This window comes from Roseovarius sp. SCSIO 43702, from assembly GCF_019599045.1.
Classification (GTDB): Bacteria; Pseudomonadota; Alphaproteobacteria; order Rhodobacterales; family Rhodobacteraceae; genus Roseovarius.
Window position 1 is genome coordinate 296241 of record NZ_CP080623.1, and the last position, 26994, is coordinate 323234.

The following is a 26994-nucleotide window of genomic DNA, read 5'->3' on the forward strand; positions in this document are numbered from 1 at the left end:
AAACCGGTAAAGAAGCGGTAACCGGAATCTGCGAATGCTGGTCCAGGCGACGATTCCCGGAGGTTTCATGCTCGAAGCGCAAATTTCTCACGACCCTGCCATAAGTTCGGCGGATGCGCTGGTGCGCGGCGTTGCGACGCGACAGCGGGAAGGGTCGGACTGGGCAATCGAATTCAAGACGTTCTTTGACGCGCATCTGTCGGCCCATGAGACGGAATTGGTCGCCGCACAGAGCGGAAGGGGCGAGCCGGAGCCGTCGGTTCCCGAATCGGAGATCGGCAGCGGGGACGGGCAGGCGCCGAATGGGGTGGCGGCCACGGGTTCAACGGAGTTGGCCCTCGTCGAGGCGGAACTGCCGGGCCTTGCGGGGCCCGGGGGCGGTGCATCGCGTCAACGTGCCGGGTCGCACGTTTCCCTCGCGGTCGACGGAGCGGAGCTTGCCCCCGCCATGGCCAGATCATCCAGCGCCGATGTGCGCCTGATCCATGACGAAACGGGCCCAGCGGGGAGCCCGAGTGAACCCGATGCCGGGTTGCGATCCCGCCTTGATGCCGGGCAGCCGTCGCACCCCGCCGCGCCCCGGATGCCTCATGTCGACCGGGAGTTTGCTGTCCATGCGACGAGGCGGGAGGCAGACGTTTCTGACAACCGGACTGCTTTCGCGACCTTCCCGGAGAGTTCCGAGGCGTCGGCATCCGGCGCATCAGATGCCGGTCGGCACGAGCAGGGCCGATCCGCAGGTGCCGTGTCGGAGGGAGCCGTGGATGCGCAATCTCCCCCGCTCACCGCGCAGGGGACCGCGCCGGCATCCGTACAGACGGCGCCGCGCAGTGATGACGTTCAGGCAGGCAGTTCGATGAAGGCTTCTGGCCAGCAGCATGCGGAAGGATCGGAAGCGCGCGGGGATCCCTTGTCGCCCGCCGCCATGCCGAAGGCCAGCTCCGCACCTGATCCATTCGCCGAAACCACCTCGCCCTTGCCGGATGAAGGCGCGGTAAATGCGCGCGCCTATCCGGTCGCTTCCGAGCGCGAGACTGCCTCGCTCCGGCAGTTTGCAGCGCGCCCCCTCTCGGATCGGCAGTCGGTGTCAGCCGCCGCGCCTTCGCCCTCCCTTGACGCGGGACGAGCGAAAGACGCCCTGCGGTTCGATCGCGCGTCCGCCTTCGAGCCGATCGCTCCAAGATCACCCAGCGAGCCGTTGCATCCGGCGCCCTCAGCGACCAATCCTGCCATTGCGCCAATCCCTTTCGAAGGTGAGGCCCCGCAGAAGCCGGACCTTTCTGCCGTGGCCGAGACCCGCCCGAGCACCGATGCCGCCCGGCCGGCGCCGGAGGTGCCCGGCGGTGCTCCGCGAGCCGCCGATATCGTGCGGCAGGTGACCCACCAGGTCACGCAGACCAGCGCGAGTATCGGCGAACGCAGCGTCGAGATCACCCTCAACCCGGTCGAGCTTGGCCGCGTCCGGCTGGCGATGGTTCCCGGCGACGGGACCATGATGGTCACGGTCATTGCGGATCGTCCCGAGACGCTTGATCTCTTGCGGCGCCACATCGATCTTCTGGCGCAGGATTTTCGCGATCTGGGATACGGTCGCAGCGAGTTCAGCTTCGACCAGGACACGCAGCGGAAATCCGGCACCTTTGCCAGCCGGTCCGCGCCTGCCGGCGCTGCCGAAGCTCACCCCGAAGACACGGCCCCGGTCGCGACACGGGTGTCGCTCGACGGTCTCGATCTTCGTCTCTGACCCGTGGGTCACGCCCCACGAACCGAAGGAAAATCGCCATGGAAATCACGCAAGGATCACCGAGTACCCGCGGCTTCGGGCAACCGGATGCCGGCACGGCCGGCTCGCCTGCGATCAGCTCGGATTTCGAGACCTTTCTCAAGATGCTCACCGTCCAGATGCAGAACCAGGACCCGCTGAACCCCGTCGAATCGGCCGATTTCGCTGTTCAGCTCGCGCAGTTCTCGACGGTCGAGCAGCAGGTGCGCACCAATGACATCCTGTCGTCGCTGGGCGATCGTCTCGGCGCGTTGGGAATGGGGCAGTTGCTTGGCTGGGTGGGCATGACCGCCCGCGCCGAACTGCCGGTGAAATTCGACGGCGCGCCCGTTCCCCTGACGCTGCGGACCGAGCCGGGCGCGACCGAGGTGCGGCTGGTGGTCGAGGATGAATACGGGCGGACGGTGCAATCCGTCGCGGCCCCGCTTCGCGGTGGCGCATTCGACTGGGCCGGGGTGGGTGACAACGGCCAGCCCCTGCCGCCCGGAACCTATGCCGTTCGGGCCGAATCGTACTCCGGCGAGGCGCTTCTCGGATCACATCCCGCCGAGCAATCGCTACGGATCGTCGAGGCGAGGAACGACGCTGACGGCACGCGCCTCGTCCTCGAGACCGGGCAGGAGATCGGGGCCGAAGAGGTCATCGCGCTGCGACAGTCGAAGTGACACCCCGGCAACCTGCCGCGAAACCGATCGGGCCCGGCGATTGCCCAAATGCCGCAAAGCGCGAGCGAGGAGAATCTGGTTTTGCTTGCGCGCCCGCTCTGTGTCATGTTCAAGGGAAGGGTGAAACATGTGTGCCCGATAACAGGTTTGGAGTGATGTCATGAAGAAGATCAAAACACTCGCGGCCGCGTCCGCCATTGCAGCGGCAGCAGCGGCTCCCGTCTTTGCTCAGGATGCGGACACGAGCGCCGATCCGTTCGTGTCGTCGCAAGGGACGATGTCGATGACCACGGCCGCAGCCATCGCAGCCGGCATCGTGGTCGGCGCCATCGCGATCGCCGCCATCGACTCGAGCGATGACACCTGAAAGACGGTGTGAGCCGGATCTTGGAAAGGGCGGTCTTCGGACCGCCTTTCATTTTCCGATCTCCGTCAATCCACGGTGCGCCACCTGACCGGACAGGGCGCGACAGACCCGCGCGCGACGCGGTGGCGGCAGATATCTGCAACGCGAATCTTGCAGAAAGTCACGCCATCACCGGCGCAATTGCTGGATCACGATATAGCCGTTGAGCGGGCTGATCCATTGCTTCGATTGCAGGATCTGCCCGGTGCCATCGACGAGGTAGCTGTTGGTGAAATCAAGCTGGTCGCCCGCGCAACGCTCCGTCACCCGGGTCACGCCAGCATTGATCTCGGCGACCTGCATCCGTGACGTCTCGCCGATCGAGACCGAGCAGCGCGCCACCCGCGCGACCGTGAGGTTCTCGCCGTCAAGATACCGCTTCACCGGCGGAGCCGAACCGGCCTTTCGGGCCGAGATGAGCGCTTGCACAGCAAAGACATCCGACGACATCAGGTCGTTTCCCAGCCCGCGCGTCGCGGTGAGAAGGCCATTGCGCAACGTGACGCTCCTTCGGTCGGAGGTGCCGTAGGTGGCATAGGCCCCGTTGGTCTCGATCTGTTGCATGACGGTCGCCGCGTTGCGCTTCGGTATGTTCACGAGGATCAGCGGTGCCGACGTGTTGGCAAGCGCCGCCGCCGTTTGTGCCGCAAGCTCCTGCTGCGAGGGGTGCGGCGCTTCTTTCCGCGGGCTGAGCAGCCCCCCGAGGAGGCGCGTGCCCGTCACTTCGCTTTCGGGCGCGTTGCTGCATGCCGCAACCAACACCGATCCCAATGCCGCAATCGCAAGTTTCCAGGTCATCTCCAGAATTTCCCCCAGGTGCGCGCGAGTTGCGGATTATGCGTGTCGCGGATCGTGTCGTAGAGCCGCCCGTCCACCTCGAGCCGCGCGCCGCCGTCCCGCGACAGCGAGCGCAGCACGGTCGTGGTTTCGGACTTGCTGGGCGTCCCGATGCCCCAGGCGAAGGGGATGGTGATCCGGATGCCCTTGTCGAACGACCCTTCGCCGAAGGTGGCCGAGGACACGTTCGTCTTTGTGGCGAAGGCGCCGACGCGCCAGCCATTCGCGAACTCACGGTCGATCGACAAAGTGGCGCCCCAATCGCCGGCGAGGTAGCGGCCCGCATCTATCTGCCCGTGAAAGCCGTGCCCGATGTCGAGATAGGCCGAGACATGCCCGTTCCACTCGGGGATGCGCCCCCCCGAGGTGTTGCGGGTGCGGATGCCGAAGAGCTGGTCGAAGTCGCGCGGCGCGACATAGTTGACCTCGGCACCGAGGGCGAGGCGGCTGTTGACCGGCTTCCAGAGCACCTCGCCCGAAATGCCCGCATACATGCGTTCGAGATACCCCGCGGTCACGCGGCTGTAGATGTTCCTTGCAGGCCGCGCGTAGTTCGCGACGGTCAGGTAGTCGATCGTCGGGTCGTCGGCCTGTGAATAGAAGGCCACGTTCGACCGCACCCGCGGCAGGCCCGACGCACCGGGAAGCGAAACGCTGTCGAGATCGCCTGCGAGCTTTTGTGACACCGACCCAGACAGAACCCAGCCCGGTGCGATGCGATATTGTGCCTTGGCCTGGAGGCCGGCATTGGCCCGCACGGGGTTTTCCGGGTCGAACACGCTGAACCTGAGATAGGGGCCGACCGAATACTGGAATCGCGGATAGGCGCCCTCGACCGGGCGGATCCCCGCCTCCTGCGTGATGCCGTCCCGGATCGTCGCGGCCTTGAGGATTTCGCTGGCCGGCGCGTTCTCCAGCCGCTCGAGATCGCTGCGGGCAAAGGTGGTGGCTGTCGTGGGCATTCCCTCGACGATCAACGTCACGGTGATCGTCTCGACCGAGGCCGGAAGCACGCGCGTCAGCGCGCGCGCCGTGCGGCCGATGGCCTGTGGCCGCATGCCATATCGAAGGTTGCGGATCTGGACGTTTGCGGTGCTTGGCGACAGGTCGATCCCGTGAAGCGCGATGCCTTCCTTCTGCAAAAGCTGCGCGATGCTCGTCTGCACGCCCTTGCGTCGCACCGGGTCGGCGGACCATCCCAGGTCCCGTGCCGCGTCCGGGTCGCGCACGGCAACGGGCAGGGGCGCGGGCTCCATTCCGCCCGGCACGGCGGGCTTGCGCGGGTTTATCGTCACGGTCACGCTCGCGCCCACTTCATCGCCGTAGAGCGAATAGGCGCTCAGCCGGAAGGCCTCGCTGATCTTGTAGTCGAGCGCGAAGTTCCACGAGGATTCGCGGTCAAGCGCGCCGTCCCTGACCTCCCGGTCATAGGCGTCCGAGGAATATTCCGCGCTGAAGGTCAGGCGGTCGGTCACTTCGTAGGAAAACCCCCCGAACGCCGCCACATCGCCGCGAAACCACTTGTCATACGAGGGGATGCCGCCCTCCCCCAGGATCCCGGTAGGCCGGGTTCCGGTGCTGCCGAAACTCGCGTGGCTGCCAAGGCGGCCCCAGCCGATGCCTCCGGTGAGCTTCAGCCGCTGGCCGATGGACTTGGTCGCGACGATATACTCCCCGCTGTAAAGCCCCGTTCCCGCGAAATCGCGAAGACCGATAGACATCGCCGGGTGATACCGACCCTCGTCGAGGAAGCGAAAGCTCAGATCGAAACTGCGGTCGTAGAGCTTGTCGAAGGCCGGGCGGCCCGGTGTCGGCCGAAGCCCGTCGATCCCCGAGTATCGAAAGGCCGCCGTCAGGCGCGGCGTGACCTGGAAGCTGAGCGTGGTCCGCGTGGTCAGGTTGCTGCCCGAGCCATAGGCGGAGACGGTGGTCGAAAGTTGTCCTTCGGGGGCGACCTCTGCGGTCGGCATGTCGATCAGCCGGCCGGGCACCCCGTAGATATTGGTCTGCTTGGTGCTCAGGTTTTCGGCGGCGCCGGTGATCGGCAAACCCGCCATCGCCGAGGCGAATACCACACAACTCAGCTTCGCTTTCACTGTCACGGTCACTCTCGTCCCTCGCCACTCTGCGGTGTGTTTGGGGGACCATAAACAACCAGGCCGGAAGACGGCAAGGCATGACGCCAGTTCGGATATCGGTTATCCGACGGACCAGATCACGCCCGCCACGATCGCGGCGGCACCGGCGCCGGAGGCCGCGGCAAGCACGAGATCGCGCCGGCGCCTGCGGGGTGGCTCGGGCGGTTGCTCGGCGCTTTGACGGACGAGCGCGGCCTCCACGATCTGCGGCAGGCGGGGCCCGAACCGGGCGAGCACCTGCAACGTGCGGCCCAGGTGCTTGGCCGCGGCCCTCGGTCCGATCGAGGCGCGGATATAGTCCTCGACCACCGGCTTCGCCACCTGCCAGATGTTGATCTGCGGATTGAGCGACCGCGCGACCCCCTCGACCACCACCATCGTCCGTTGCAGAAGGATAAGCTCGGTGCGTGTCTCCATGCCGAACCGCTCGGTTACCTCGAAGAGATAGCTGAGCAGGCTCCCCATCGAGATCCGGCTCGCATCCATTCCGAAGATGGGCTCTCCCACCGCGCGAAGCGCGCGGGCGAACTCGTCCACGTCGCGGTCACGCGGCACGTAGCCCGCCTCGAAATGCACCTCTGCCACACGGCGGTAATCGCGCTTGATGAAGCCATAGAGGATCTCGGCATAGACCTGCCGGGTGTATTCGTCGATATGGCCCATGATCCCGAAATCATAGGCGATGATGTTCCCGTTCGGCGCGACCTTGAGGTTGCCCTGGTGCATGTCGGCGTGAAAATACCCGTCGCGCAGCGCGTGGCTGAGAAACAGTTGCAGCACCCGCTCGCCCAGCGCCGCGCGATCGTGTCCAGCCGCGTCGAGCGCCGCGTTGTCGCCCAGCGCCGTGCCATCGGCCCAACCCATCGTCATCACGCGCCGACCGCAGAACTCCCACTTGATCTCGGGAAGCTCGAATCCCGCGTCGTCCTTGGTGTTCGCCGCGAATTCCGAGGCCGAGGCCGCTTCGAGCCGCAAGTCCAGCTCGCCCATGACCACGCCCTCGAAATGCGCGATCACGTCGGTCGGACGCAGGCGCCGGGATGCGGCGGAAAGGAATTCGATCATCCGGGCCGCGAAATAGAAGGCGTCGATATCCTTGCGGAACGCGCGCTCGATCCCGGGCCGCAACACCTTGACCGCCACGGCCTCGCCGGTATCGCGAAGCCGCGCCTTGTGAACCTGCGCGATCGAAGCGGCGGCGACCGGGGGGCTGAAGTCGTCGAACATGGTATCGACCGGCGCGCCCAACTCGTGAGCGATGCTTTCCTTGGCCGTGTCGATATCGAACGGAGGCAGCTTGTCCTGAAGCACCCGCAGCTCCGTGGCCAGGTCATCGCCCACGAGGTCCGGGCGCGTGCTCAGGATCTGGCCGAACTTGATATAGGCCGGCCCCAGCGCCGTGAGCGCGCGCACCGCGGGCGGTTGCGTCGGATCGCCCTTGTAGCCCAGCCACTGGAAGGGCCACGCGATGAACCGCATCGTCGCCCGGACAAGCGGCGGGGTCTCCATCGCGTCCATGATGAGCGCCATCGCGCCCGTCCGCTCGAGCGTGGCGCCCGTGCGAATGAGGCGCAGGATGTTGTGCGGTCCCCTCACGTGCGGCGCCTCAGATCTTCCAGCCGGAATGCAAGCAGGCGATTCCCATGGTGAGGTTGCGATATTTCGCGTTCTCGAACCCGGCGGCGCGGATCATGGAAAGGAACGTGTCCTGGTCGGGAAAACGGCGGATCGATTCCACCAGGTATTGATAGCTGTCGCGGTCTTTCGCGATCACGTGGCCCATGCGCGGGATGATGTTGAAGGAATAGAGATCATAGACCTTCTGCATCAACTCGTTCGGGATCTGGCTGAACTCGAGCACCATCAGGCGGCCGCCCGGCTTCAGCACGCGAAACGCCTCCGACAGCGCGTCCTGCGGGCGCGTGACGTTTCGGATGCCGAAGCTGATCGTGTAGACGTCGAACGTCGCGTCCTCGAAGGGAAGCGCCATCGCGTCGCCCACGACCCAGTCGAGGCTGTCGGCCAGCTTCTCGGCGTCCGCGCGCTTGCGCCCCTCGACGAGCATCGCCTCGGTCAGGTCGAGCACGGTGGCATGTCCGCGGCCCGCCCGCTGCAGGAACCTGAAGGCGATGTCACCCGTGCCGCCCGCGACGTCGAGAAGCCGCTGGCCCGGCCGCGGCGCCAGCCAATCCATCATCGCGTCCTTCCAGACCCGGTGAATGCCGAGGCTCATCGCGTCGTTCATCACGTCGTATTTCGACGCGACCGAGCCGAAGACCCCCTTCACCCGTCCCGCTTTCTCCCCCTCGGGCACCGTCTGGTATCCGAAATGCGTGGTTTTCTCGCTCATGGGTCTTGTCCCGGTATGGTTTCGCCTCTTCTTATAGAGTGCTTGGGGGCGGTGACAATCCGCCCTCCCCGCGACAAGATGTGACCCATGCCCGAGCTTCCCGAAGTCGAAACCGTCCGCCGCGGCCTCGCACCCGTGATGGAGGGCGCCGTGATCACCCGCGCCGAGGTCAATCGCCCCGACCTGCGCTGGCCCTTCCCGCCGGACATGGCCACGCGCCTTGCCGGCCAGCGGGTGACGACGCTGGGGCGGCGGTCCAAGTATCTTCTGGCCGATCTCTCGTCGGGCGAGACGCTTCTGATCCACCTGGGCATGTCGGGCCGAATGCTCGTTTCGGGCGACCCTCTGGGCCGCTTCGTCCATGATCATCCCGCGCCCGAGAAGCATGATCATGTCGTGCTGCACATGGATAACGGCGCGCGTATCACCTTCAACGATCCGCGGCGTTTCGGCGCGATGGACCTCATGCGCACCGACGAGTCGCAGGCCCATCCGCTTCTGGCCCGCATCGGCCCCGAGCCGCTCGGGAACGGCTTTCACGAGAATTACCTCGTCGGCGCGCTGCGGGGGCGGAGCATGCCGGTCAAATCCGCGCTCCTCGATCAGCGAATCGTCGCGGGGCTTGGCAACATATACGTGTGCGAGGCGCTCTTCCGCGCGGGCATCTCGCCGCTCCGCCGCGTGAGCCGTATCGCCGCACCCCGCATCGCGTCTCTCGTCCCGGTCATCCGCGACGTGCTGCGAGATGCCATCGAGGCGGGCGGCTCATCGCTGCGCGATTTTAGGCAGGCCGATGGCGAACTGGGCTATTTCCAGCACAGGTTCGACGTCTACGACCGCGAGGGTGGGCCGTGTCGTACGCCGGGCTGCACGGGCCGTATACGGCGCGCGGTGCAATCGGGCCGGTCGTCCTTCTATTGCCCCCGCTGTCAAAGATAGGTTGAACCACGCCCGATCGGTGCTATGAACGCGGTCCAGACAGGAACAAGCGAAAGCAACATCCATGGCCTATGAGACGATCATCGTCGAAGTAGAAGACCACGTCGCCCTCATCACCCTGGACCGCCCCGATGCCCTGAACGCGCTCAACGACCAATTGTTGAGCGAGCTCGTCACGGCGCTCGACAAGGCGCAGCAGGATGACAAGGTGCGCTGCATCGTCATCACCGGCTCGGAAAAGGCATTCGCCGCCGGCGCCGACATCAAGATGATGGCCGAGAAAACCTTCGTGGAGGCGTTCGGGGGTGACCTGTTCGGCCCCGAGGCCGAGGGAATCATGCGTATCCGCAAGCCGATCATCGCCGCCGTCTCGGGCTACGCGCTGGGCGGCGGGTGCGAGCTTGCGATGATGTGCGATTTCATCATCTGCTCGGACACCGCCAAGTTCGGCCAGCCCGAGATCAACCTGGGCGTCATCGCCGGGATGGGCGGATCGCAGCGTCTCACCCGGTTCATCGGCAAGTCGAAGTCGATGGACATGAACCTGACCGGCCGGTTCATGGATGCCGAGGAAGCCGAGCGCGCGGGCCTCGTCAGCCGCGTGGTGCCCGCCAAGAAGCTCATGGAGGAGGTCATGTCCGCCGCCAACAAGATCGCCGAGAAGTCGATGATCTCGGTCATGGCCGTGAAAGAGGCGGTCAACCGCTCCTACGAGGTGCCGCTGCGCGAGGGTCTGCTCTTCGAGCGCCGCGTGTTCCAGTCGCTCTTCGCGACCGAGGATCAGAAGGAAGGCATGGACGCCTTCGCCGAGAAACGCGAGCCGCAATTCCGCGACAAGTGATCCGCCCGGATACCTCTCCTTTCCGATGCCCGCCCGTCCCCGACGTGGCGGGCATTTTCTTTTAATGTGCCGTTAACCTTTGCACCGACGTGATACCGACGTGGATACCGACATGGATACCGACGTCGGGATTCGGGCTTTGCTTTGCCGTTCAAAGGGGCTATATGCCGCTCCCATACATGCGCGTGCGGCCCGCTTCGGCCAGAATCACACCGGCCACAGGCCTGCCGGATCGGGTTGACCCTCGTGCTGAGAAACATCGCAACGAACCCGAAATAAAGGTCTGATAATCATGGCAAATACACCGCAGTCCAAGAAGCGCGCCCGCCAGAACGAGAAGCGTTTCGCCGTCAACAAGGCGCGCCGTTCGCGCATCCGCACCTACCTGCGCAAGGTCGAGGAGGCGATCGCCTCGGGCGACAAGGAAGCCGCAACCGCCGCCCTTCGCGCCGCCCAACCCGAACTCATGCGCGGCGTCACCCGCGGCGTCTTCCACAAGAACACGGCGTCGCGCAAGATTTCGCGCCTGTCCGCCAGGGTGAAAGCTCTCGGCTGAAGGGTCACCTAAATCATTGATCCCAAAAGGCGCCCGCTGAGGCGCCTTTTCTTTAACTTTTCACACAATAAGATTCTTTTCGTGCAATGGCCGAGTCAAGCGCGAAGATAAGTTGCCGCCTCGCCCGCGCCCTTGGTAGTTTGCCCCTGCGATTCACGCTTGGCTGAACATGCCGATTCCCGCGCTGGCCAGATCGACAGGGGATGTCGATGCCGAAAGGGAAGCAGATCTTGGGGGATGTGCAGCATGTTCGAAAAGCGGAGATCCGTGTTCCGCGGGCGTGTGGCAGGGGGACAGCCGCCGTCGTTATTTTGGTAGATGAGTCCGAAAACTCTCTTTCGAGGAGATTGTTTTCTGCTGCCGAATTCTTGCGAGAGCGTGGGTTTCGCCGCGAGGCTGTCTTGCATTGGGAGTGCCGGCGTGGGGTGCGCCGGTTTTTGGTGAAACCTGATGAAACCGTGGAACGAGGCAGAATGACAAGCGATGATTGGGGTGAGCTCAAGCAGGAACTCAAGCAGACGATCGGCACGAACAACTTCACGACGTGGATCGACCCGCTTGAACTCGAGGGAGTGGAAAATGGCGTCGTCTCGTTCGCCGTGCCGACAAGCTTCTTCGGGTCGTATGTATCGCAGACCTTCGGAGACCAGATCCTCTTCAAGGCAAAGTCGATCAACCCCGAGATCAGCAGGCTGAACTTCACCGTTCCGCAGAGACGATCACCGGCGTCGCGCGCGGCCAAGCCCGCGCCCCGGCCGGCGACCAGCGCCGCGTCCGCCGCCGCGGGTGACGCCCGTATTCCGACCGCACCGCTCGATCCGCGGTTCAAGTTCGAGACCTTCGTGGTCGGCAAGCCGAACGAGCTCGCCCATGCCGCGGCCAAGCGCGTGGCCGAGGGGGGACCGGTGACGTTCAACCCCCTCTTTCTCTACGGCGGGGTCGGGCTGGGCAAGACGCACCTCATGCACGCGATCGCGTGGGATCTGCACGCGCAGAGGCCCGAGTTGAACGTCGTCTACCTGTCGGCGGAACAGTTCATGTACCGGTTCGTCCAGGCCCTGCGGGAACGCAAGATGATGGACTTCAAGGAGATGTTCCGCTCGGTCGACGTGCTGATGGTCGACGATGTTCAGTTCATCGCGGGCAAGGATAGCACGCAAGAGGAATTCTTCCATACCTTCAATGCCTTGGTGGATCAGCGCAAGCAGATCATCATCTCCGCCGACTGCGCCCCCGGCGAGATCGAGAACCTTGAGGAACGGATTCGCTCTCGCCTGCAATGCGGCCTCGTGGTCGATCTGCACCCCACGAATTACGAGCTTCGGCTGGGCATCCTGCAGTCCAAGGTGGATTACTACCGCGACCAGTATCCCGATCTGGTGTTGCAGGACGGCGTTCTCGAGTTTCTCGCGCATCGCATCACCAAGAATGTCCGGGTGCTGGAGGGCGCGCTCACGCGACTCTTCGCCTTCGCCTCTCTCGTGGGACAGGAAATCTCGCTCGAACTGACGCAGGATTGCCTTGCGGACGTCTTGCGCGCCTCCGAACGCCAAGTGACGATCGAGGAGATCCAGCGGCAGGTTTCGGATCACTACAACATCCGCCTGAGCGACCTGGTCGGACCCAAGAGGCTTCGGGTCTATGCCCGGCCCCGACAGGTCGCCATGTTTCTCTGCAAGCAGATGACCAGCCGCTCTCTCCCCGAGATCGGGCGTCGCTTCGGCGGCCGGGATCACACCACGGTCATGCATGGCGTCCGCCGGATCGAGGAGCTGAGCCAGAAGGATGTCCAGATCGCCGAGGATATCGAGCTTCTGCGCCGCACGCTCGAAGAATAATCCCCGCCGGCTCCGCCGCCCTTGACGGGTTTCGCGATACGCCGCAAAACACCATAAATCAATTGAATGGAGGGGCCGGGATGATACCTTGCCCCTCCCGGCGTCGCAGGGGCGCCTTCCGAGGGAGAGGGACATGAAGTTCAGCATCGAACGCGGCACACTGCTCAAGGCGGTGTCCCAGGCGCAATCCGTGGTCGAGCGGCGGAACACCATTCCGATCCTTGCCAATGTCCTGATCGAAGCCGAGGGAGACACGGTCCATTTCCGCGCCACGGACCTCGATGTCGAGGTGGTGGACAAGGCGAACGCCACGGTCGAGCGTGCAGGCGCCACGACCGTTTCGGCGGTCACGCTGCACGAGATCGTGCGCAAGCTGCCCGACGGCGCATTGGTGACGCTGACCGACGACACCGCCGCGGGACGGCTGGCGGTCGAGGCCGGGCGGTCGAGCTTCAATCTCGCCACCTTGCCGAAGGAAGATTTCCCCGTGATGGCAAGTTCGGAATACGCGTCGAATTTCTCGGCCAAGGCGCCGGAGTTGCGGCGGCTCTTCGACAAGTCGAAATTTGCCATATCGACCGAAGAGACACGGTATTACCTCAACGGTGTCTACATGCATGTGGCCGAAGCCGATGGCGGCAAGGTGCTGCGTTGCGTGGCGACCGACGGCCACCGACTTGCCCGTATCGACGCCGAACTGCCCGAGGGCGCGGCGGACATGCCCGGGGTGATCGTGCCGCGCAAGACCGTGGGCGAGCTGCGCAAGCTTCTCGAGGATGACGACGCGAGCATCGCGGTGTCGGTGAGCGAGACCAAGATCCGGTTCGCCACGCCCGAGATCACCCTCACGTCCAAGGTGATCGACGGCACCTTTCCCGACTACACCCGCGTCATCCCGCAGGGCAACACGCGCCGGATGGAGGTCGATGCCGCCGAGTTCGCCAGGGCGGTGGACCGTGTGGCGACCGTCAGCTCGGAACGCTCGCGCGCCGTGAAGCTCTCGCTTGACGAGGATCGGCTCATCCTGTCGGTCAACGCACCCGACAGCGGCGCCGCCGAGGAAGAGCTTGCCGTGGCTTACGGCGACGAACGGCTGGAAATCGGGTTCAACGCCAAGTACCTTCTCGAGATCGCAAGCCAGGTGGACCGCGAGAACGCGGTGTTCCTGTTCAATTCCTCCGGCGATCCGACCCTGATGCGCGAGGGGAACGATACGTCTGCGGTCTATGTCGTCATGCCGATGCGCGTGTGACGGGCGATCGGACTCTCGCCAGATTCCGGGCTGGACGATCTGAATTTTCCAGCCCGCCTTCCGCAAGGCGGCCGGAGGCTGTGGGTTGAGCGGGCTCTATCTATCCAGTTTGAGCCTTTCGCATTTCCGATCCCACAAGGCATCGAGGCTCACGCTGGACGCCCGGCCCGTGGCGATCCACGGGCCGAACGGCGCCGGCAAGACCAACCTGATCGAGGCCGTCTCGCTCTTGTCACCGGGCCGGGGCTTGCGTCGCGTGGGCGCGGCCGAAATGGCACGCAGGCCCGAGGCGCTTGGATGGAAGGTCACCTGCATCCTCCATTCGCTCCATCAGGTTCACGAGATCGAGATCTGGTCGGACGAGGGCGCGGCCCGGCAGACACGGATCGACGGCAAGATGGCGGCGCAGACCACGCTCGGACGCATCGCGCGCCTCCTATGGCTCGTGCCGTCCATGGACCGGCTCTGGATCGAGGGCACCGAGGGACGCCGGCGCTTTCTCGACCGGATGACCATGAGCTTCATGCCCGACCATGCCGAGGCGACGTTGGCCTATGAAAAGTCCATGCGCGAACGCAACAGGCTGCTCAAGGACCAGGTGCGCGACGGCCACTGGTATGTCGCGCTCGAGCGGCAGATGGCCGAAAGCGGTCTTGCCATTCACCGCAACCGCCTGACCGCCCTCGCCCGGCTGACCGAAGCTCAGCAGGGGGCCGCGACCGCGTTTCCCGTGGCCGAGCTGGAACTCGTCACCACCGAGGCGCCCATGCCCGAGAGCGTCGCGGATTTCCGCGAGGCCCTGTCGGAAAGCCGCTTTCGCGACCTCGCTGCAGGCAGAACGCTGATCGGTCCGCATCGCGCCGATCTGCACGGTCTGTATGCCGCCAAGGGCGTCCCGGCGCGCGATTGCTCGACCGGAGAGCAGAAGGCGCTTCTCGTCTCGCTGATCCTCGCGAATGCCCGTGCCCTGGCCGAGGATTTCGGTGCGCCGCCGATCCTCTTGCTCGACGAGGTGGCGGCCCATCTAGATGCCGCAAGGCGCGCGGCGCTATATGACGAGATCGTTGCCCTGGGCGCGCAGGCCTGGATGACGGGCACGGGGGCGGAGCTTTTTTCCGAGCTCGGCGATAGCGCCCAGCACGTCGAAGTGACCGAAGACGACGCGCTCTCGCGAGTGAGTGTCGAGAAGGGGTGATCGACGCGCGAAACGTCAATGAAATAATGCCCACCCGCACGTGACATCCCCCGCCGAAGAGCCTATAAACCCGCCAAACGAACAAGGATCGCAGAGATGTCCGAGGCAGCAGCAGCGCCCGAAGAGTATGGCGCCGATTCCATCAAGGTTCTCAAGGGGTTGGACGCGGTGCGCAAGCGCCCCGGCATGTATATCGGTGACACCGATGATGGCTCGGGTCTGCACCACATGGTCTATGAGGTCGTGGACAACGGTATCGACGAGGCGCTGGCCGGTCATGCCGACCGCGTCACCGTCACGATCCACGCGGATTCCAGCATATCCGTAAGCGACAACGGCCGTGGTATTCCCGTCGCGATCCATGAAGAGGAAGGGGTCAGCGCCGCCGAGGTCATCATGACCCAGCTTCACGCCGGCGGCAAGTTCGACAGCAACTCCTACAAGGTGTCCGGCGGCCTGCACGGCGTCGGTGTCTCGGTTGTGAACGCGCTCTCGGACTGGCTCGAGCTTCGCATCTGGCGCAATGGCAAGGAACACGTCGCCCGCTTCGAGCGGGGCGAGACGGTCGAGCACCTCAAGGTCGTGGGCGACGCGAATGGCCGGAAGGGAACCGAGGTGCGCTTCCTTGCCTCGACGGACACGTTCTCGAACCTCGATTACAGCTACGAGACGCTTGAACGCCGCCTGCGCGAGCTGGCCTTTCTGAACTCGGGTGTCCGCATTCTGCTGCGCGATGAACGACCCGCCGAACCGATCGAGACCGAGCTTCACTACGAAGGCGGCGTCAAGGAATTCGTCAAGTATCTCGATCGCCACAAGTCCGCGATGATCGAGGAGCCCATCTTCATCACCGGTGAGCGTGACGATATCGGCGTCGAGGTGGCGATGTGGTGGAATGACAGCTACCACGAGACGGTGCTGCCCTTCACCAACAACATCCCGCAACGCGACGGCGGCACCCATATGGCGGGCTTCCGGGGCGCGCTGACGCGGACGATCAACGCCTATGCGCAATCTTCCGGCATCGCCAAGAAGGAAAAGGTCAACTTCACCGGCGATGACGCGCGCGAGGGGCTGACCTGCGTCCTGTCGGTCAAGGTGCCGGATCCGAAATTCTCGTCCCAGACGAAGGACAAGCTCGTCAGTTCCGAGGTCCGGCCCGCGGTCGAGGGGTTGGTGAGTGAGAAGCTGGCCGAGTGGTTCGAGGAGAATCCGAACGAGGCCAAGCTGATCGTCGGCAAGATCATTGAGGCCGCGCTCGCCCGCGAGGCGGCACGCAAGGCCCGCGAGCTGACGCGGCGCAAGACGGCGATGGACGTGAACTTCCTCGCCGGCAAGCTCAAGGACTGCTCCTCGAAGGATCCCTCCAAGACCGAGCTTTTCATTGTGGAGGGCGATTCCGCGGGCGGCAGCGCGCAGACGGGCCGCGACCGGGGCACGCAGGCGATCCTTCCGCTCAAGGGCAAGATCCTCAATGTCGAGCGCGCGCGGTTCGACCGTATGCTGAGCAGCCAGGAGATCGGCAACCTCGTCATGGCGCTCGGCACCGGGATCGGACGCGACGAGTTCGACATCTCGAAGCTGCGCTATCACAAGATCGTTCTGATGACCGACGCAGATGTCGACGGCGCGCATATCCGGACGCTTCTGCTGACGTTCTTCTACCGGCAGATGCCCGAGCTTATCGAGGGCGGGTATCTCTATATCGCGCAGCCGCCGCTCTACAAGGTGTCGCGCGGCAAGTCGGAGGTCTATCTCAAGGACCAGGCGGCGCTCGAGGATTACCTGATCGCGCAGGGCACCGAGGATGCCGCTCTGCGGCTTGGCTCGGGCGAAGAGATCATCGGAAACGATCTTGTCCGCGTGGTCGAGGAGGCCCGCCAGGCCAAGCGCATCATCGAGGCCTTCCCGACGCACTATCCCCGCAACATCGTCGAGCAGGCGGCCATCGCGGGCGCCTTCGTCTCCGGGCGGGCCGACAGCGACCTGCAAGGCGTGGCCGACGCGGTTGCCCGGCGGCTCGATCTCATCGCGGTCGAGTATGAGCGCGGCTGGACCGGCCGCATCACGCAGGATCACGGAATTCGCCTGACCCGCATGCTGCGCGGCGTCGAGGAAGTGCGCACGCTCGATGGCCCCATCCTGCGGGGCGGCGAGGCACGGCGCATCGACCAGATGACCGATACCCTGCGCGAGATCTACGCCACGCCCGCGACGCTTCTGCGCAAGGATCGCACGCAGGCGATCTATGGCCCGCTCGACCTTCTGGACGCGATCCTGAAGGAAGGTGAGAAAGGCCTGACGCTCCAGCGATACAAGGGGCTGGGCGAGATGAACCCCAATCAGCTCTGGGAGACGACGCTCGACCCGGATGCGCGCACACTCCTGCAGGTTCGGATCGACGACGTGGCCGAGGCGGACGATCTGTTCACCAAGCTGATGGGCGACGTCGTGGAGCCACGGCGGGATTTCATCCAGGAAAACGCGCTCAACGTCGAGAACCTGGATTTCTGAGATACCGTTGCCGAGGGGGCGGAAGCGGCCCCTCAGCTCCACTCAAATTTTTAGGATAATCCCAGTTGACTTGGCTTCGGCGACTCCCTAGCTATGCGCTGTTATCACTCGGACGATCCGAGTGCTAATGGTCCGCTTGACGGGCTTTGGAAGTAACTTTGAGCCTAAGGAGCCTCGAAGATGGCATTTAAACCGCTGCATGACCGCGTGCTTGTTCGCCGCGTTGAGAGCGAAGAGAAAACCGCTGGCGGCCTGATCATTCCCGACAGCGCCAAGGAAAAGCCCAGTGAAGGCGAAATCGTGGCCGTCGGCGACGGCGCCCGCAAGGATAACGGGGAACTGATCGAGATGGCCGTGAAGGCCGGTGATCGCGTCCTGTTCGGCAAATGGTCGGGCACCGAGATCACGATCGACGGCGAAGAGCTTCTGATCATGAAGGAAAGCGACATCCTGGGCGTTCAGGCCTGATCGTCGCATACGGTGTGCGATACGCGCGCACCCCATGAAACGCTAATTCGAAGGAAATCGAGATATGGCTGCTAAAGACGTCAAATTCGATACCGATGCCCGCAACAAGATGCTGCGCGGCGTGAACGTTCTGGCCGATGCGGTCAAGGTGACGCTTGGCCCCAAGGGTCGTAACGTGGTTCTGGACAAGTCGTTCGGCGCTCCGCGCATCACCAAGGACGGCGTGTCGGTCGCCAAGGAAATCGAGCTTGAGGACAAGTTCGAGAACATGGGCGCGCAGATGGTGAAAGAAGTCGCCAGCCGCACCAACGACGAGGCCGGTGACGGCACCACCACCGCGACGGTTCTGGCCCAGGCCATCGTCAAGGAAGGCATGAAATCGGTCGCCGCCGGCATGAACCCGATGGATCTCAAGCGCGGCATCGACATGGCCACCGCCAAGGTCGTCGAAGCGATCAAGAAAGCCGCTCGCGACGTGTCCGACAGCGCAGAAGTCGCCCAGGTCGGCACCGTCTCCGCGAACGGCGAGGAGAGCATCGGCAAGATGATCGCCGACGCGATGCAGAAGGTCGGCAACGAGGGTGTCATCACCGTCGAGGAGAACAAGGGCCTCGAGACCGAGACCGACGTGGTCGAGGGGATGCAGTTCGACCGCGGCTACCTCAGCCCCTATTTCGTCACCAATGCCGACAAGATGACGGCCGAGCTCGAGGACTGCCTGATCCTCCTGCACGAGAAGAAGCTGTCGAGCCTCCAGCCGATGGTTCCGCTGCTCGAGCAGGTGATCCAGTCGCAGAAGCCGCTTCTGATCATCGCCGAGGATGTCGAGGGCGAAGCTCTCGCCACGCTCGTCGTGAACAAGCTGCGCGGCGGTCTCAAGATCGCGGCGGTCAAGGCACCGGGCTTCGGCGATCGCCGCAAGGCCATGCTGCAGGACATCGCGATCCTCACCGGCGGGCAGGTCATCTCGGAAGACCTCGGCATGAAGCTCGAGTCGGTCACCATGGACATGCTGGGTTCGGCCAAGAAGGTGCAGATCACCAAGGACGAGACCACCATCGTCGATGGCGCTGGCGAGAAGTCGGAAATCGAGGCCCGCGTTGCCCAGATCCGCAACCAGATCGAGGAAACCACCAGCGACTACGACCGCGAAAAGCTCCAGGAGCGTGTCGCGAAACTGGCCGGTGGCGTTGCGGTGATCCGCGTCGGCGGCATGACCGAAGTGGAAGTGAAAGAGCGCAAAGACCGCGTTGACGATGCTCTGAACGCGACCCGCGCGGCCGTTCAGGAAGGGATCGTCGTGGGCGGCGGTGTCGCCCTGGTTCAGGCCGGCAAGGTGCTCGAAGGTCTCAAGGGCGCCAACAACGACCAGAACGTGGGTATCTCGATCGTGCGCAAGGCGCTCGAAGCCCCGCTGCGCCAGATCGCCGAGAACGCCGGCGTGGACGGCTCGGTCGTGGCCGGCAAGATTCGCGAAAGCGATGACAAGACCTTCGGCTTCAACGCTCAGACCGAAGAATATGGCGACATGTTCAAGTTCGGTGTGATCGACCCCGCCAAGGTAGTCCGTCACGCGCTGCAAGACGCGGCATCGGTCGCGGCCCTGCTCATCACGACCGAGGCGATGGTCGCGGACAAGCCGCAGAAGGAAGGCGCTGGCGCAGGCGGCGGCATGCCCGACATGGGCGGCATGGGCGGCATGATGTAAGGTTTTCGCTCCGCGAAAACCGACAAGGGCGCGGCAGCAGGGGATTTGCCTGCAAATCGCCGAGAGCCGTGCACCGCCTCACGCATGTTACAAGGGCCGCCTCCGGGCGGCCCTTTCACGTTTGGCGAGGTCCTGCGGTTTCTGGACAAACCTCCGTCGCTGTGACAAAGCCCGCGCAACACTGGAGCAGTTTCATCATGACCGTCACCCGTTTCGCCCCGTCGCCCACCGGCTACATCCATGTCGGCAACCTGCGCACCGCGCTGATGAACTTCCTCATCGCGCGCAAGGCCGGGGGGACGTTCATCCTGCGCATCGACGACACCGACCCCGAGCGGTCGAAGGAGGAATATGTCGATGCGATCAAGCAGGATCTCGAATGGCTGGGCCTGACCTGGGACCGGGTCGAGCGCCAGTCGGATCGACTCGACCGCTATGCCATGGCCGCGGACGAGCTGCGCCGGATGGATCGCTTCTACGAGGCGTTCGAGACGCCGACCGAACTTGATCTCAAGCGCAAGAAACAGCTCAACATGGGCAAGCCGCCGGTCTATGACCGCGCCGCGCTGAAGTTGACCGAGGCCGAGAAGGACGCCCTGCGTGCTGAGCGCGGCGCCGGCGTCTGGCGGTTCAAACTGAGGCAGGAGCGCATCGAGTGGACCGACGGTATCCTCGGCGACGTCTCCATCGACGCCGCGAGCGTGAGCGATCCGGTCCTCATCCGGGGGGATGGACAGGTGCTCTACACGCTGGCCTCGGTCGTCGACGATACCGAGATGGGCGTGACCCATGTCGTGCGCGGATCGGACCACGTGACCAATACCGCCACACAGATACAGATCATCGAGGCACTGGGCGGCACCGTCCCGCAGTTCGCGCACCATTCCCTGCTGACCGGACCGCAAGGCGAGTCCCTGTCGAAGCGCCTCGGCACGCTCAGCCTGCGCGACCTGCGCGCCGCGGGGATCGAGCCGATGGCGCTCCTGAGCCTCATGGCACGGTTGGGCTCGGCAGATCCGGTAGAGCTTCGGGACCACATGAGCCAACTCATCGAGGGATTCGATATCGAGCGTTTCGGCGCCGCACCCACCAAGTTCGACAGCGACGACCTCTACCCGCTCACGGCGCGGCATCTGCAAAGCCTGCCCTACGACGCTGTCAAGGACACCATTCTCGCAGCTGGCGTCCCCGAAAATCTCGGACCGCGGTTCTGGGCGGTCATGCGCGAGAACATCACGACGCTGCGCGATCTCGAGGCGTGGTGGGCGCTCTGCCGTGATGGCGCGGAGCCGGTCATTGACGACGAGGACCGCGAGTTCGTCGCCACCGCAATGGAGATGCTGCCGGAAGCGCCCCATGACGAAAGCACCTGGGGTCAGTGGACGGGCGCCGTGAAGGAGGCGACGGGCCGGAAGGGCCGGGGCCTCTTCATGCCCTTGCGAAAGGCGCTGACGGGGCAGTCGCATGGTCCCGACATGGCGCAGCTTCTGCCGCTCCTGCAGACGATCCGCGCGCGTCCCTGACCGTCACGAGACCGGCCTGATCGAGGCGCCGACCTTGCGAAGGTGCTGGTCGGCGAGATCGCGGAGATCCGCATCGGCCGACTGGTGGCGAGGATAGCGTGGTGCCGCGCGATCGTTCAGGATCGGAGCATCCCATCCATCGGTCGTCTCGAAAAAGCGGACCACACCCTCTTCACCGTATTCCGCGAGATAGCCCTGTACGACGACGTCGATATAGCTCAGCAGGACAGGCCCCTTCTCGTCCGGGGCGCGATGCAGGCCATCGGGAACCGAATAGACCGCGATCTCCGGGGCATGGTCCAGTTCGTGGATCACCTGATGCGACGCCTTCACGCGATCATAGGCGCCCTCCCGTTCGTCGAGCGCGGCCCAGTCATCCGCCGGAACCGCGGCGATGAGCCCGTCGATCACGCTGGCTTCATCCGGCACCACGGTCAGATACGCCACTTCGCGCAGGGACGTATGGCGCCACGCCCGCCGCCAGCCGCGCAGCTGTGCCCGGTGCGCATCCGCGAAATGATGGGTGTTCCGGTTCACCAGGCTGCCATAGCCGAAGAAATAGGCGTCATGCGAATTCATGCCGGGCCTTTGATCTGAGTCAATGTCTCAGGGCAGTTGTGCCGTCAGGATGGACCGAATTCAACCGGTCAGTGGGGCTCGCATGCGGATCACCAAGCGCAGCAATATCGCGATGCGCGTGCTCATGTTCTGTGCGGTTCATCAGGGCCGGACGGCACCGATCACGCGCGGCGAGGTGGCCGAGCGCGTCGATGTCTCGCCAAGCCATCTTGCGCAGATCATCAACCGGCTCTCGCAACTCGGGTTCTTGGCCACGCAACGCGGCCGCGGCGGGGGCATCGCGTTGTCCGGGCACCCGCGCGACATCGTCATCGGAGATGTATTCCGCGCGTTCGAGCCGATGTTTCCCGAGACCGGGTGTTTCGCCGATGCCGACGGCAGTTGCCCCCTCCATGCCGCTTGCCGCCTGCGACCGGCGCTCGAAGCCGCCGCCGCCGCGTTCTTCGAGCATCTGGACAACATGACGCTGGATGACCTGGTTTGCGGCAATTCCGCGTTGGAGATGCTTTTCGGTGGTGCCGCATGTCGTGGCTCGGCTTCGCGCCCCATCACGGGCGAGTTTCGCGCGACCTGTCACTGACTGCCGTGCCTCGTTTGCATCGCCGGGACAGGTGATTTTTCTTGCCGCGACTCGAAGCGTATACTAAAGCATACCCAGATCGAACGGGAGAACCGGCCTAGCCCGGTGCCGAAGGAGCAACCGCCCCGGAAACTCTCAGGCCAAAGGGACCGTTTCGATCCGACTGAACTCTGGAGAGGGCCCGCGACAGGCGGGACGCCGAAGGGATAGCGATCTCAGGCAGAAGGACAGAGGGGGCATCGTGGCGTTCGCCTAGCCGGGCAGCGCGGAAACGGTGCCGGACGATTCCCAGGATCACCCGGCCAACTTGTCTGGAGGCCGCATGAGCGATCTGAAAGAGACACCCCTCAACGCGCTCCACCATGAGCTTGGGGCCAAGATGGTGCCCTTTGCCGGATACGAGATGCCGGTGCAGTACAAGCTGGGCGTGATGAAGGAGCATCTTCACTGCCGCGCCGAGGCCGGGCTTTTCGACGTCAGCCACATGGGCCAGGTGATCGTGCGGCATCCCGACGGCTTCGAGGGGGCAGCGCGCGCGATGGAAACCCTCGTGCCGGTCGATATCCTGAGCCTCGAGGACATGCGCCAGCGATACGGGTTCTTTACCAATGACGAGGGCGGCATCAGCGACGACCTGATGCTGGCTCGGCGGGGCGATCACCTTTTCGTCGTGGTGAACGCCGCGTGCAAGAAAGACGACATCGCGCATATGCGCGCCAATCTTTCCGATTGCGAAGTCGAGGAGATCACCGACCGCGCGCTTCTCGCCCTGCAGGGGCCGTCCGCCGAAACCGTGCTTGCCGGGCTGGTTCCCGAAGCCGCCGGGATGCGTTTCATGGATATCGCGATCGTGGAGTCGGATTTCGGAGAGCTGTGGCTATCGCGCTCGGGCTATACGGGCGAGGACGGGTTCGAGATCTCGGTCCCCGATGCGAACGCGCGTGCACTTGCCGAGGCGCTGCTGTGGCATGACGCGGTCGAGCCCATCGGTCTAGGTGCGCGTGACAGTCTCCGGCTCGAGGCTGGGCTGTGTCTCTACGGCCATGACATCGACAACACGACCACCCCGGTCGAAGCGCGGCTGACATGGGCGATTCAGAAGGTCCGCCGGCGCGGCGGAGAGCGCGAAGGAGGCTTTCCCGGCGCCGACAGGATTCTCGCCCAGATCGAAAACGGTGCCGAACGCGTGCGCGTCGGGCTGAGCCCCGAGGGCCGCGCGCCGATGCGCGAGGGCACCGATCTTTATGCCGATGCCGAAGGAGGCACACCTGTAGGACAGGTGACATCGGGTGCGTTCGGGCCGACCATCGGCGCGCCGATGTCGATGGGCTACGTGCCCTTGAACCTGAGCGCCGAAGGCACGACCCTGTTCGGGGAGGTGCGGGGCAAGCGTCAGCCCGTGAGCGTCGCGAAGCTGCCTTTCACACCCGCAAATTTCAAACGATGACCACCAAGGGAGACCCAGATGAAATACACCGAAGAACACGAATGGCTGCGCGAGGAGGACGGGCTCGTCGTCGTGGGGATCACCGAACACGCCGCCGAGCAGTTGGGTGACGTCGTCTTTATCGAACTGCCCGACGAAGGCAAGGAAGTCAGCAAGGATGACGAAGTCGTCGTCATTGAGAGCGTCAAGGCCGCGAGTGACATCCTCGCCCCCATCGACGGTGAGATCGTCGAGGTGAACGAGGCGCTTGTCGACAACCCCGGCAAGGTGAACGAGGATCCGCTGGGTGATGCCTGGTTCTTCAAGATGAAGCCGTCGGACACGTCGCAGATGGACGACATGATGGACGAAGCCGGCTACAAGGACTTCATCAGTTAACGCTTTCTGCCGGTGGCGGGATCTGCCTCCGGCGGGGATGTTTCGAGCAAGATGACGGGTGGCGCCCCCGCGGGTCCACCCGGCCGGATAAATGGAGACTGACATGGCATTCGAGCCGACGGACTATCTTCCCTATGATTTCGCCAATCGCCGTCACATCGGACCCTCGCCCGAGGAAATGGACGAGATGCTGGAGGTCGTCGGCGCCAGGGATATCGGCGACCTGATCGACCAGACCGTTCCCAAGTCGATCCGGCAGGCCAAACCGCTTGATTTCGGGAAGCCGAAATCCGAGCGCGAGCTGATGCATTTCATGCGCCTGACCGCGTCGAAAAACAAGGTCATGGTAAGCATGATCGGCCAAGGCTATCACGGGACGGTGACGCCGCCGGCGATCCAGCGCAACATCCTCGAGAACCCGGCGTGGTACACGGCCTATACGCCCTACCAGCCCGAGATCAGCCAGGGCCGTCTCGAGGCGCTGCTGAACTTCCAGACCATGATCACGGACCTCACGGGCCTCGAGATCGCGAACGCGTCGCTCCTGGATGAATCCACCGCCTGCGCCGAGGCGATGGTCATGGCGCAGCGCGTCGCGAAATCGAAGGCGAAGGCGTTCTTCGTGGATCGCGACTGTCACCCGCAGAACATCGCCGTCATGAAGACACGCGCGGAACCGCTCGGGATCGAGATCATCGTCGGCAACCCCGACAAGCTCGAGGCGGACAAGGTCTTCGGCGCGATTTTCCAGTATCCGGGTACCTACGGTCACGTGCGCGACTTCACCGACCACATCGCCAGGCTGCACGAACAGAACGCCATCGGCATCATGTCAGCCGATCCGCTTGCCCTGACCCTTCTCAAGGAGCCCGGGCAGATGGGCGCCGACATCGCCGTCGGATCGACCCAGAGATTCGGCGTGCCGATGGGCTATGGCGGCCCGCACGCGGCCTACATGGCGTGCAAGGATGCCTACAAGCGCTCGATGCCGGGCCGGATCATCGGCGTCAGCATCGACGCGCATGGCAACCGGGCCTATCGCCTGTCGCTGCAGACGCGCGAACAGCATATCCGCCGCGAGAAGGCCATGTCGAACGTCTGTACCGCGCAGGCGCTGCTGGCGGTCATGGCGTCGATGTATGCGGTCTTCCACGGGCCCAAGGGGCTCCAGGCCATCGCGCAGCGCATCCATCGCAAGACCGTGCGCCTCGTGAAGGGCCTCGAAGATGCCGGTTTCAAGGTTGATCCGAAGGCATTCTTCGACACCGTGACGGTCGATGTGGGCCCCTTGCAGGAGGCGGTTCTAAAGTCCGCCGTGGACGAGGGGATCAACCTCCGGCGCGTCGGCGAGACGCGCGTCGGTATCACGCTGGACGAGGCGACACGCCCCAAGAACATCGAGAGCGTCTGGCGGGCCTTCGGGATCAACCGCACCGATGACGAGTTCAAGCCGGAATACCGCGTCCCCGAGGATCTGCATCGCACGACCGAGTATCTCACGCATCCGATCTTTCACATGAACCGGGCCGAGACCGAGATGATGCGCTACATGCGCCGCCTGTCGGATCGGGACCTCGCGCTCGATCGGGCGATGATCCCGCTTGGCTCGTGCACGATGAAGCTCAATTCGGCCGCCGAGATGATGCCGATCACCTGGCGGGAGTTCTCGCGTCTGCATCCCTTCTGCCCGGCCGATCAGGCCGAGGGGTACAAGGTGATGATCGACGATCTCAACGCCAAGCTCTGCGAGATCACGGGCTACGACGCCATCTCGATGCAACCCAACTCGGGCGCGCAGGGCGAATACGCGGGCCTTCTGACCATCGCCGCCTATCACCGCGCCAATGGCGAGGGGCATCGCGATGTCTGCCTTATCCCGACAAGCGCGCATGGCACCAACCCTGCCAGCGCGCAGATGGTCGGCTGGAAGGTGGTCGCGGTCAAGTCGACCGAGAACGGTGATATCGACCTCGATGATTTCCGCGAGAAGGCCGAGAAGCATTCCGAGAACCTCGCGGGGTGCATGATCACCTATCCGTCGACCCATGGCGTGTTCGAGGAACACGTACAGGAGGTGACGCGGATCACGCACGATCATGGCGGACAGGTCTATATCGACGGGGCCAACATGAACGCCATGGTGGGCCTGGCCCGTCCCGGCGACATCGGCGGCGACGTGAGCCATCTCAACCTGCACAAGACGTTCTGCATCCCGCATGGCGGCGGTGGCCCCGGCATGGGTCCCATCGGCGTCAAGGCGCACTTGACGCCACACCTTCCCGGCCATCCGCATACCGGCGGCGAAGAGGGTCCGGTCAGCGCCGCGCCCTTCGGGTCGCCCTCGATCCTGCCGATCAGCTGGGCCTACACGCTTCTGATGGGGGGCGAGGGCCTGACACAGGCGACGCGCGTGGCGATCCTCAACGCCAACTACATCGCGAAGCGGCTCGAGGGTGCATATGAGGTTCTGTATCGCGGGCGCAACGACCGGGTGGCGCATGAGTGCATCATCGACACCCGCCCCTTCGAGAAAAGCGCGGGCGTCACGGTGGACGATATCGCCAAGCGGCTCGTCGATAACGGGTTCCACGCACCGACGATGAGTTTCCCGGTGCCCGGTACGCTGATGATCGAGCCGACCGAGTCCGAAACCAAGGCCGAGCTTGACCGGTTCTGCGACGCGATGCTGTCGATTCGCGAGGAAATCCGAGATATCGAGGAAGGGCGCATCGACCGCGAGAACAACCCGCTCAAACATGCGCCGCACACGGTCGAGGATCTCGTGGGTGAATGGGACAGGCCCTACAGCCGCGAACAGGCCTGTTTCCCTGCCGGCGCATTCCGGGTCGACAAGTACTGGCCGCCGGTCAACCGCGTCGACAACGCCTATGGCGACCGGAACCTGATCTGCACCTGTCCGCCGATGGAGGATTATGCCGAAGCGGCGGAGTGAAGATCGGTCTCGGACGTCAACGTGATCGCGCCCCGGCCTGTCGG

Annotated in this window: 22 protein-coding genes and 1 riboswitch; of the genes, 17 read left to right on the forward strand and 5 right to left on the reverse strand. The window is 64.3% G+C overall.

Annotated elements, in window-relative coordinates; translation table 11 throughout:
* The first annotated feature begins 34 nt into the window (after positions 1-34).
* The 3 genes from K1T73_RS01445 (at position 35) to K1T73_RS01455 (ending at position 2815) form a co-directional block, all read left to right on the forward strand.
* Complete coding sequence (locus K1T73_RS01445) at positions 35-1744, forward strand: flagellar hook-length control protein FliK (RefSeq protein ID WP_220602234.1); 1710 nt, start codon at positions 35-37, stop codon at positions 1742-1744.
* 38 nt (positions 1745-1782) lie between these two features.
* Positions 1783-2448, forward strand: a complete 666-nt coding sequence (locus K1T73_RS01450) for a flagellar hook capping FlgD N-terminal domain-containing protein (protein WP_220602235.1) — start codon at positions 1783-1785, stop codon at positions 2446-2448.
* A gap of 160 nt (positions 2449-2608) precedes the next feature.
* On the forward strand, positions 2609-2815 hold the full coding sequence (locus K1T73_RS01455; protein WP_220602236.1) for a hypothetical protein: 207 nt from the start codon (positions 2609-2611) through the stop codon (positions 2813-2815).
* A 168-nt stretch (positions 2816-2983) separates the two neighbouring features.
* On the opposite strand, the gene K1T73_RS01460 is transcribed toward K1T73_RS01455, so the two are convergent.
* The 4 genes from K1T73_RS01460 to ubiE form a co-directional block, all read right to left on the reverse strand.
* Entirely contained in the window at positions 2984-3652 is a 669-nt protein-coding gene (locus tag K1T73_RS01460; protein WP_220602237.1) for a YjbF family lipoprotein, read from the reverse strand.
* Positions 3649-5793: a YjbH domain-containing protein gene (locus K1T73_RS01465; RefSeq protein WP_259400395.1), complete on the reverse strand. Its 2145-nt coding sequence runs from the start codon at positions 5791-5793 to the stop codon at positions 3649-3651. Before K1T73_RS01465 ends, K1T73_RS01460 begins: the two co-directional genes overlap by 4 nt.
* Positions 5794-5889: 96 nt before the next feature.
* Positions 5890-7425 carry a 2-polyprenylphenol 6-hydroxylase gene (gene ubiB / locus K1T73_RS01470; RefSeq protein ID WP_220602238.1) on the reverse strand — a complete coding sequence of 512 codons (1536 nt, stop codon included), beginning with the start codon at positions 7423-7425 and terminating at the stop codon, positions 5890-5892.
* A 10-nt stretch (positions 7426-7435) separates the two neighbouring features.
* Positions 7436-8179 (reverse strand): bifunctional demethylmenaquinone methyltransferase/2-methoxy-6-polyprenyl-1,4-benzoquinol methylase UbiE, encoded by a 744-nt coding sequence (gene ubiE / locus K1T73_RS01475; protein ID WP_220602239.1) that lies wholly within the window; start codon positions 8177-8179, stop codon positions 7436-7438.
* A gap of 87 nt (positions 8180-8266) precedes the next feature.
* Here ubiE and mutM point away from each other — a divergent pair, with 87 nt between their 5' ends.
* The 10 genes from mutM to gltX all read left to right on the forward strand — a co-directional run bounded on the left by mutM (position 8267) and on the right by gltX (position 21013).
* Positions 8267-9118, forward strand: coding sequence for a bifunctional DNA-formamidopyrimidine glycosylase/DNA-(apurinic or apyrimidinic site) lyase (mutM, locus tag K1T73_RS01480; protein ID WP_220602240.1), 852 nt, complete (start codon positions 8267-8269; stop codon positions 9116-9118).
* Positions 9119-9182: 64 nt separating this feature from the next.
* Positions 9183-9959 carry an enoyl-CoA hydratase gene (locus tag K1T73_RS01485; RefSeq protein WP_220602241.1) on the forward strand — a complete coding sequence of 259 codons (777 nt, stop codon included), beginning with the start codon at positions 9183-9185 and terminating at the stop codon, positions 9957-9959.
* 292 nt (positions 9960-10251) lie between these two features.
* A complete protein-coding gene (gene rpsT, locus K1T73_RS01490; protein ID WP_220602242.1) occupies positions 10252-10515 on the forward strand; it encodes a 30S ribosomal protein S20 in 264 nt (87 codons plus the stop codon).
* Positions 10516-10988: 473 nt separating this feature from the next.
* Entirely contained in the window at positions 10989-12353 is a 1365-nt protein-coding gene (dnaA, locus tag K1T73_RS01495) for a chromosomal replication initiator protein DnaA (protein WP_220602243.1), read from the forward strand.
* A 133-nt stretch (positions 12354-12486) separates the two neighbouring features.
* Positions 12487-13605: a DNA polymerase III subunit beta gene (gene dnaN / locus K1T73_RS01500; protein WP_220602244.1), complete on the forward strand. Its 1119-nt coding sequence runs from the start codon at positions 12487-12489 to the stop codon at positions 13603-13605.
* Between the two features lie 85 nt (positions 13606-13690).
* Positions 13691-14800, forward strand: coding sequence for a DNA replication/repair protein RecF (gene recF, locus K1T73_RS01505; RefSeq protein ID WP_220602245.1), 1110 nt, complete (start codon positions 13691-13693; stop codon positions 14798-14800).
* A 96-nt stretch (positions 14801-14896) separates the two neighbouring features.
* A complete protein-coding gene (gyrB, locus tag K1T73_RS01510; RefSeq protein ID WP_220602246.1) occupies positions 14897-17314 on the forward strand; it encodes a DNA topoisomerase (ATP-hydrolyzing) subunit B in 2418 nt (805 codons plus the stop codon).
* 180 nt (positions 17315-17494) lie between these two features.
* Entirely contained in the window at positions 17495-17782 is a 288-nt protein-coding gene (gene groES / locus K1T73_RS01515; RefSeq protein ID WP_220602247.1) for a co-chaperone GroES, read from the forward strand.
* Positions 17783-17846: 64 nt separating this feature from the next.
* Positions 17847-19490 (forward strand): chaperonin GroEL, encoded by a 1644-nt coding sequence (gene groL / locus K1T73_RS01520; RefSeq protein WP_220602248.1) that lies wholly within the window; start codon positions 17847-17849, stop codon positions 19488-19490.
* A gap of 197 nt (positions 19491-19687) precedes the next feature.
* The gene (gene gltX, locus K1T73_RS01525) at positions 19688-21013 is read left to right on the forward strand and encodes a glutamate--tRNA ligase (protein WP_220602249.1); all 1326 of its coding nucleotides are present in this window, start codon (positions 19688-19690) and stop codon (positions 21011-21013) included.
* A gap of 3 nt (positions 21014-21016) precedes the next feature.
* On the opposite strand, the gene K1T73_RS01530 is transcribed toward gltX, so the two are convergent.
* On the reverse strand, positions 21017-21592 hold the full coding sequence (locus K1T73_RS01530; RefSeq protein WP_220602250.1) for a gamma-glutamylcyclotransferase family protein: 576 nt from the start codon (positions 21590-21592) through the stop codon (positions 21017-21019).
* Between the two features lie 82 nt (positions 21593-21674).
* Here K1T73_RS01530 and K1T73_RS01535 point away from each other — a divergent pair, with 82 nt between their 5' ends.
* The 4 genes from K1T73_RS01535 (at position 21675) to gcvP (ending at position 26950) form a co-directional block, all read left to right on the forward strand.
* Positions 21675-22172 carry an Rrf2 family transcriptional regulator gene (locus K1T73_RS01535; protein ID WP_220602251.1) on the forward strand — a complete coding sequence of 166 codons (498 nt, stop codon included), beginning with the start codon at positions 21675-21677 and terminating at the stop codon, positions 22170-22172.
* Between the two features lie 74 nt (positions 22173-22246).
* A riboswitch (glycine riboswitch) is annotated at positions 22247-22334 on the forward strand.
* A 160-nt stretch (positions 22335-22494) separates the two neighbouring features.
* The gene (gene gcvT / locus K1T73_RS01540) at positions 22495-23619 is read left to right on the forward strand and encodes a glycine cleavage system aminomethyltransferase GcvT (protein WP_220602252.1); all 1125 of its coding nucleotides are present in this window, start codon (positions 22495-22497) and stop codon (positions 23617-23619) included.
* Between the two features lie 18 nt (positions 23620-23637).
* A complete protein-coding gene (gcvH, locus tag K1T73_RS01545) occupies positions 23638-23997 on the forward strand; it encodes a glycine cleavage system protein GcvH (RefSeq protein WP_220602253.1) in 360 nt (119 codons plus the stop codon).
* A 103-nt stretch (positions 23998-24100) separates the two neighbouring features.
* A complete protein-coding gene (gene gcvP, locus K1T73_RS01550) occupies positions 24101-26950 on the forward strand; it encodes an aminomethyl-transferring glycine dehydrogenase (RefSeq protein WP_220602254.1) in 2850 nt (949 codons plus the stop codon).
* Positions 26951-26994 lie beyond the last annotated feature (44 nt).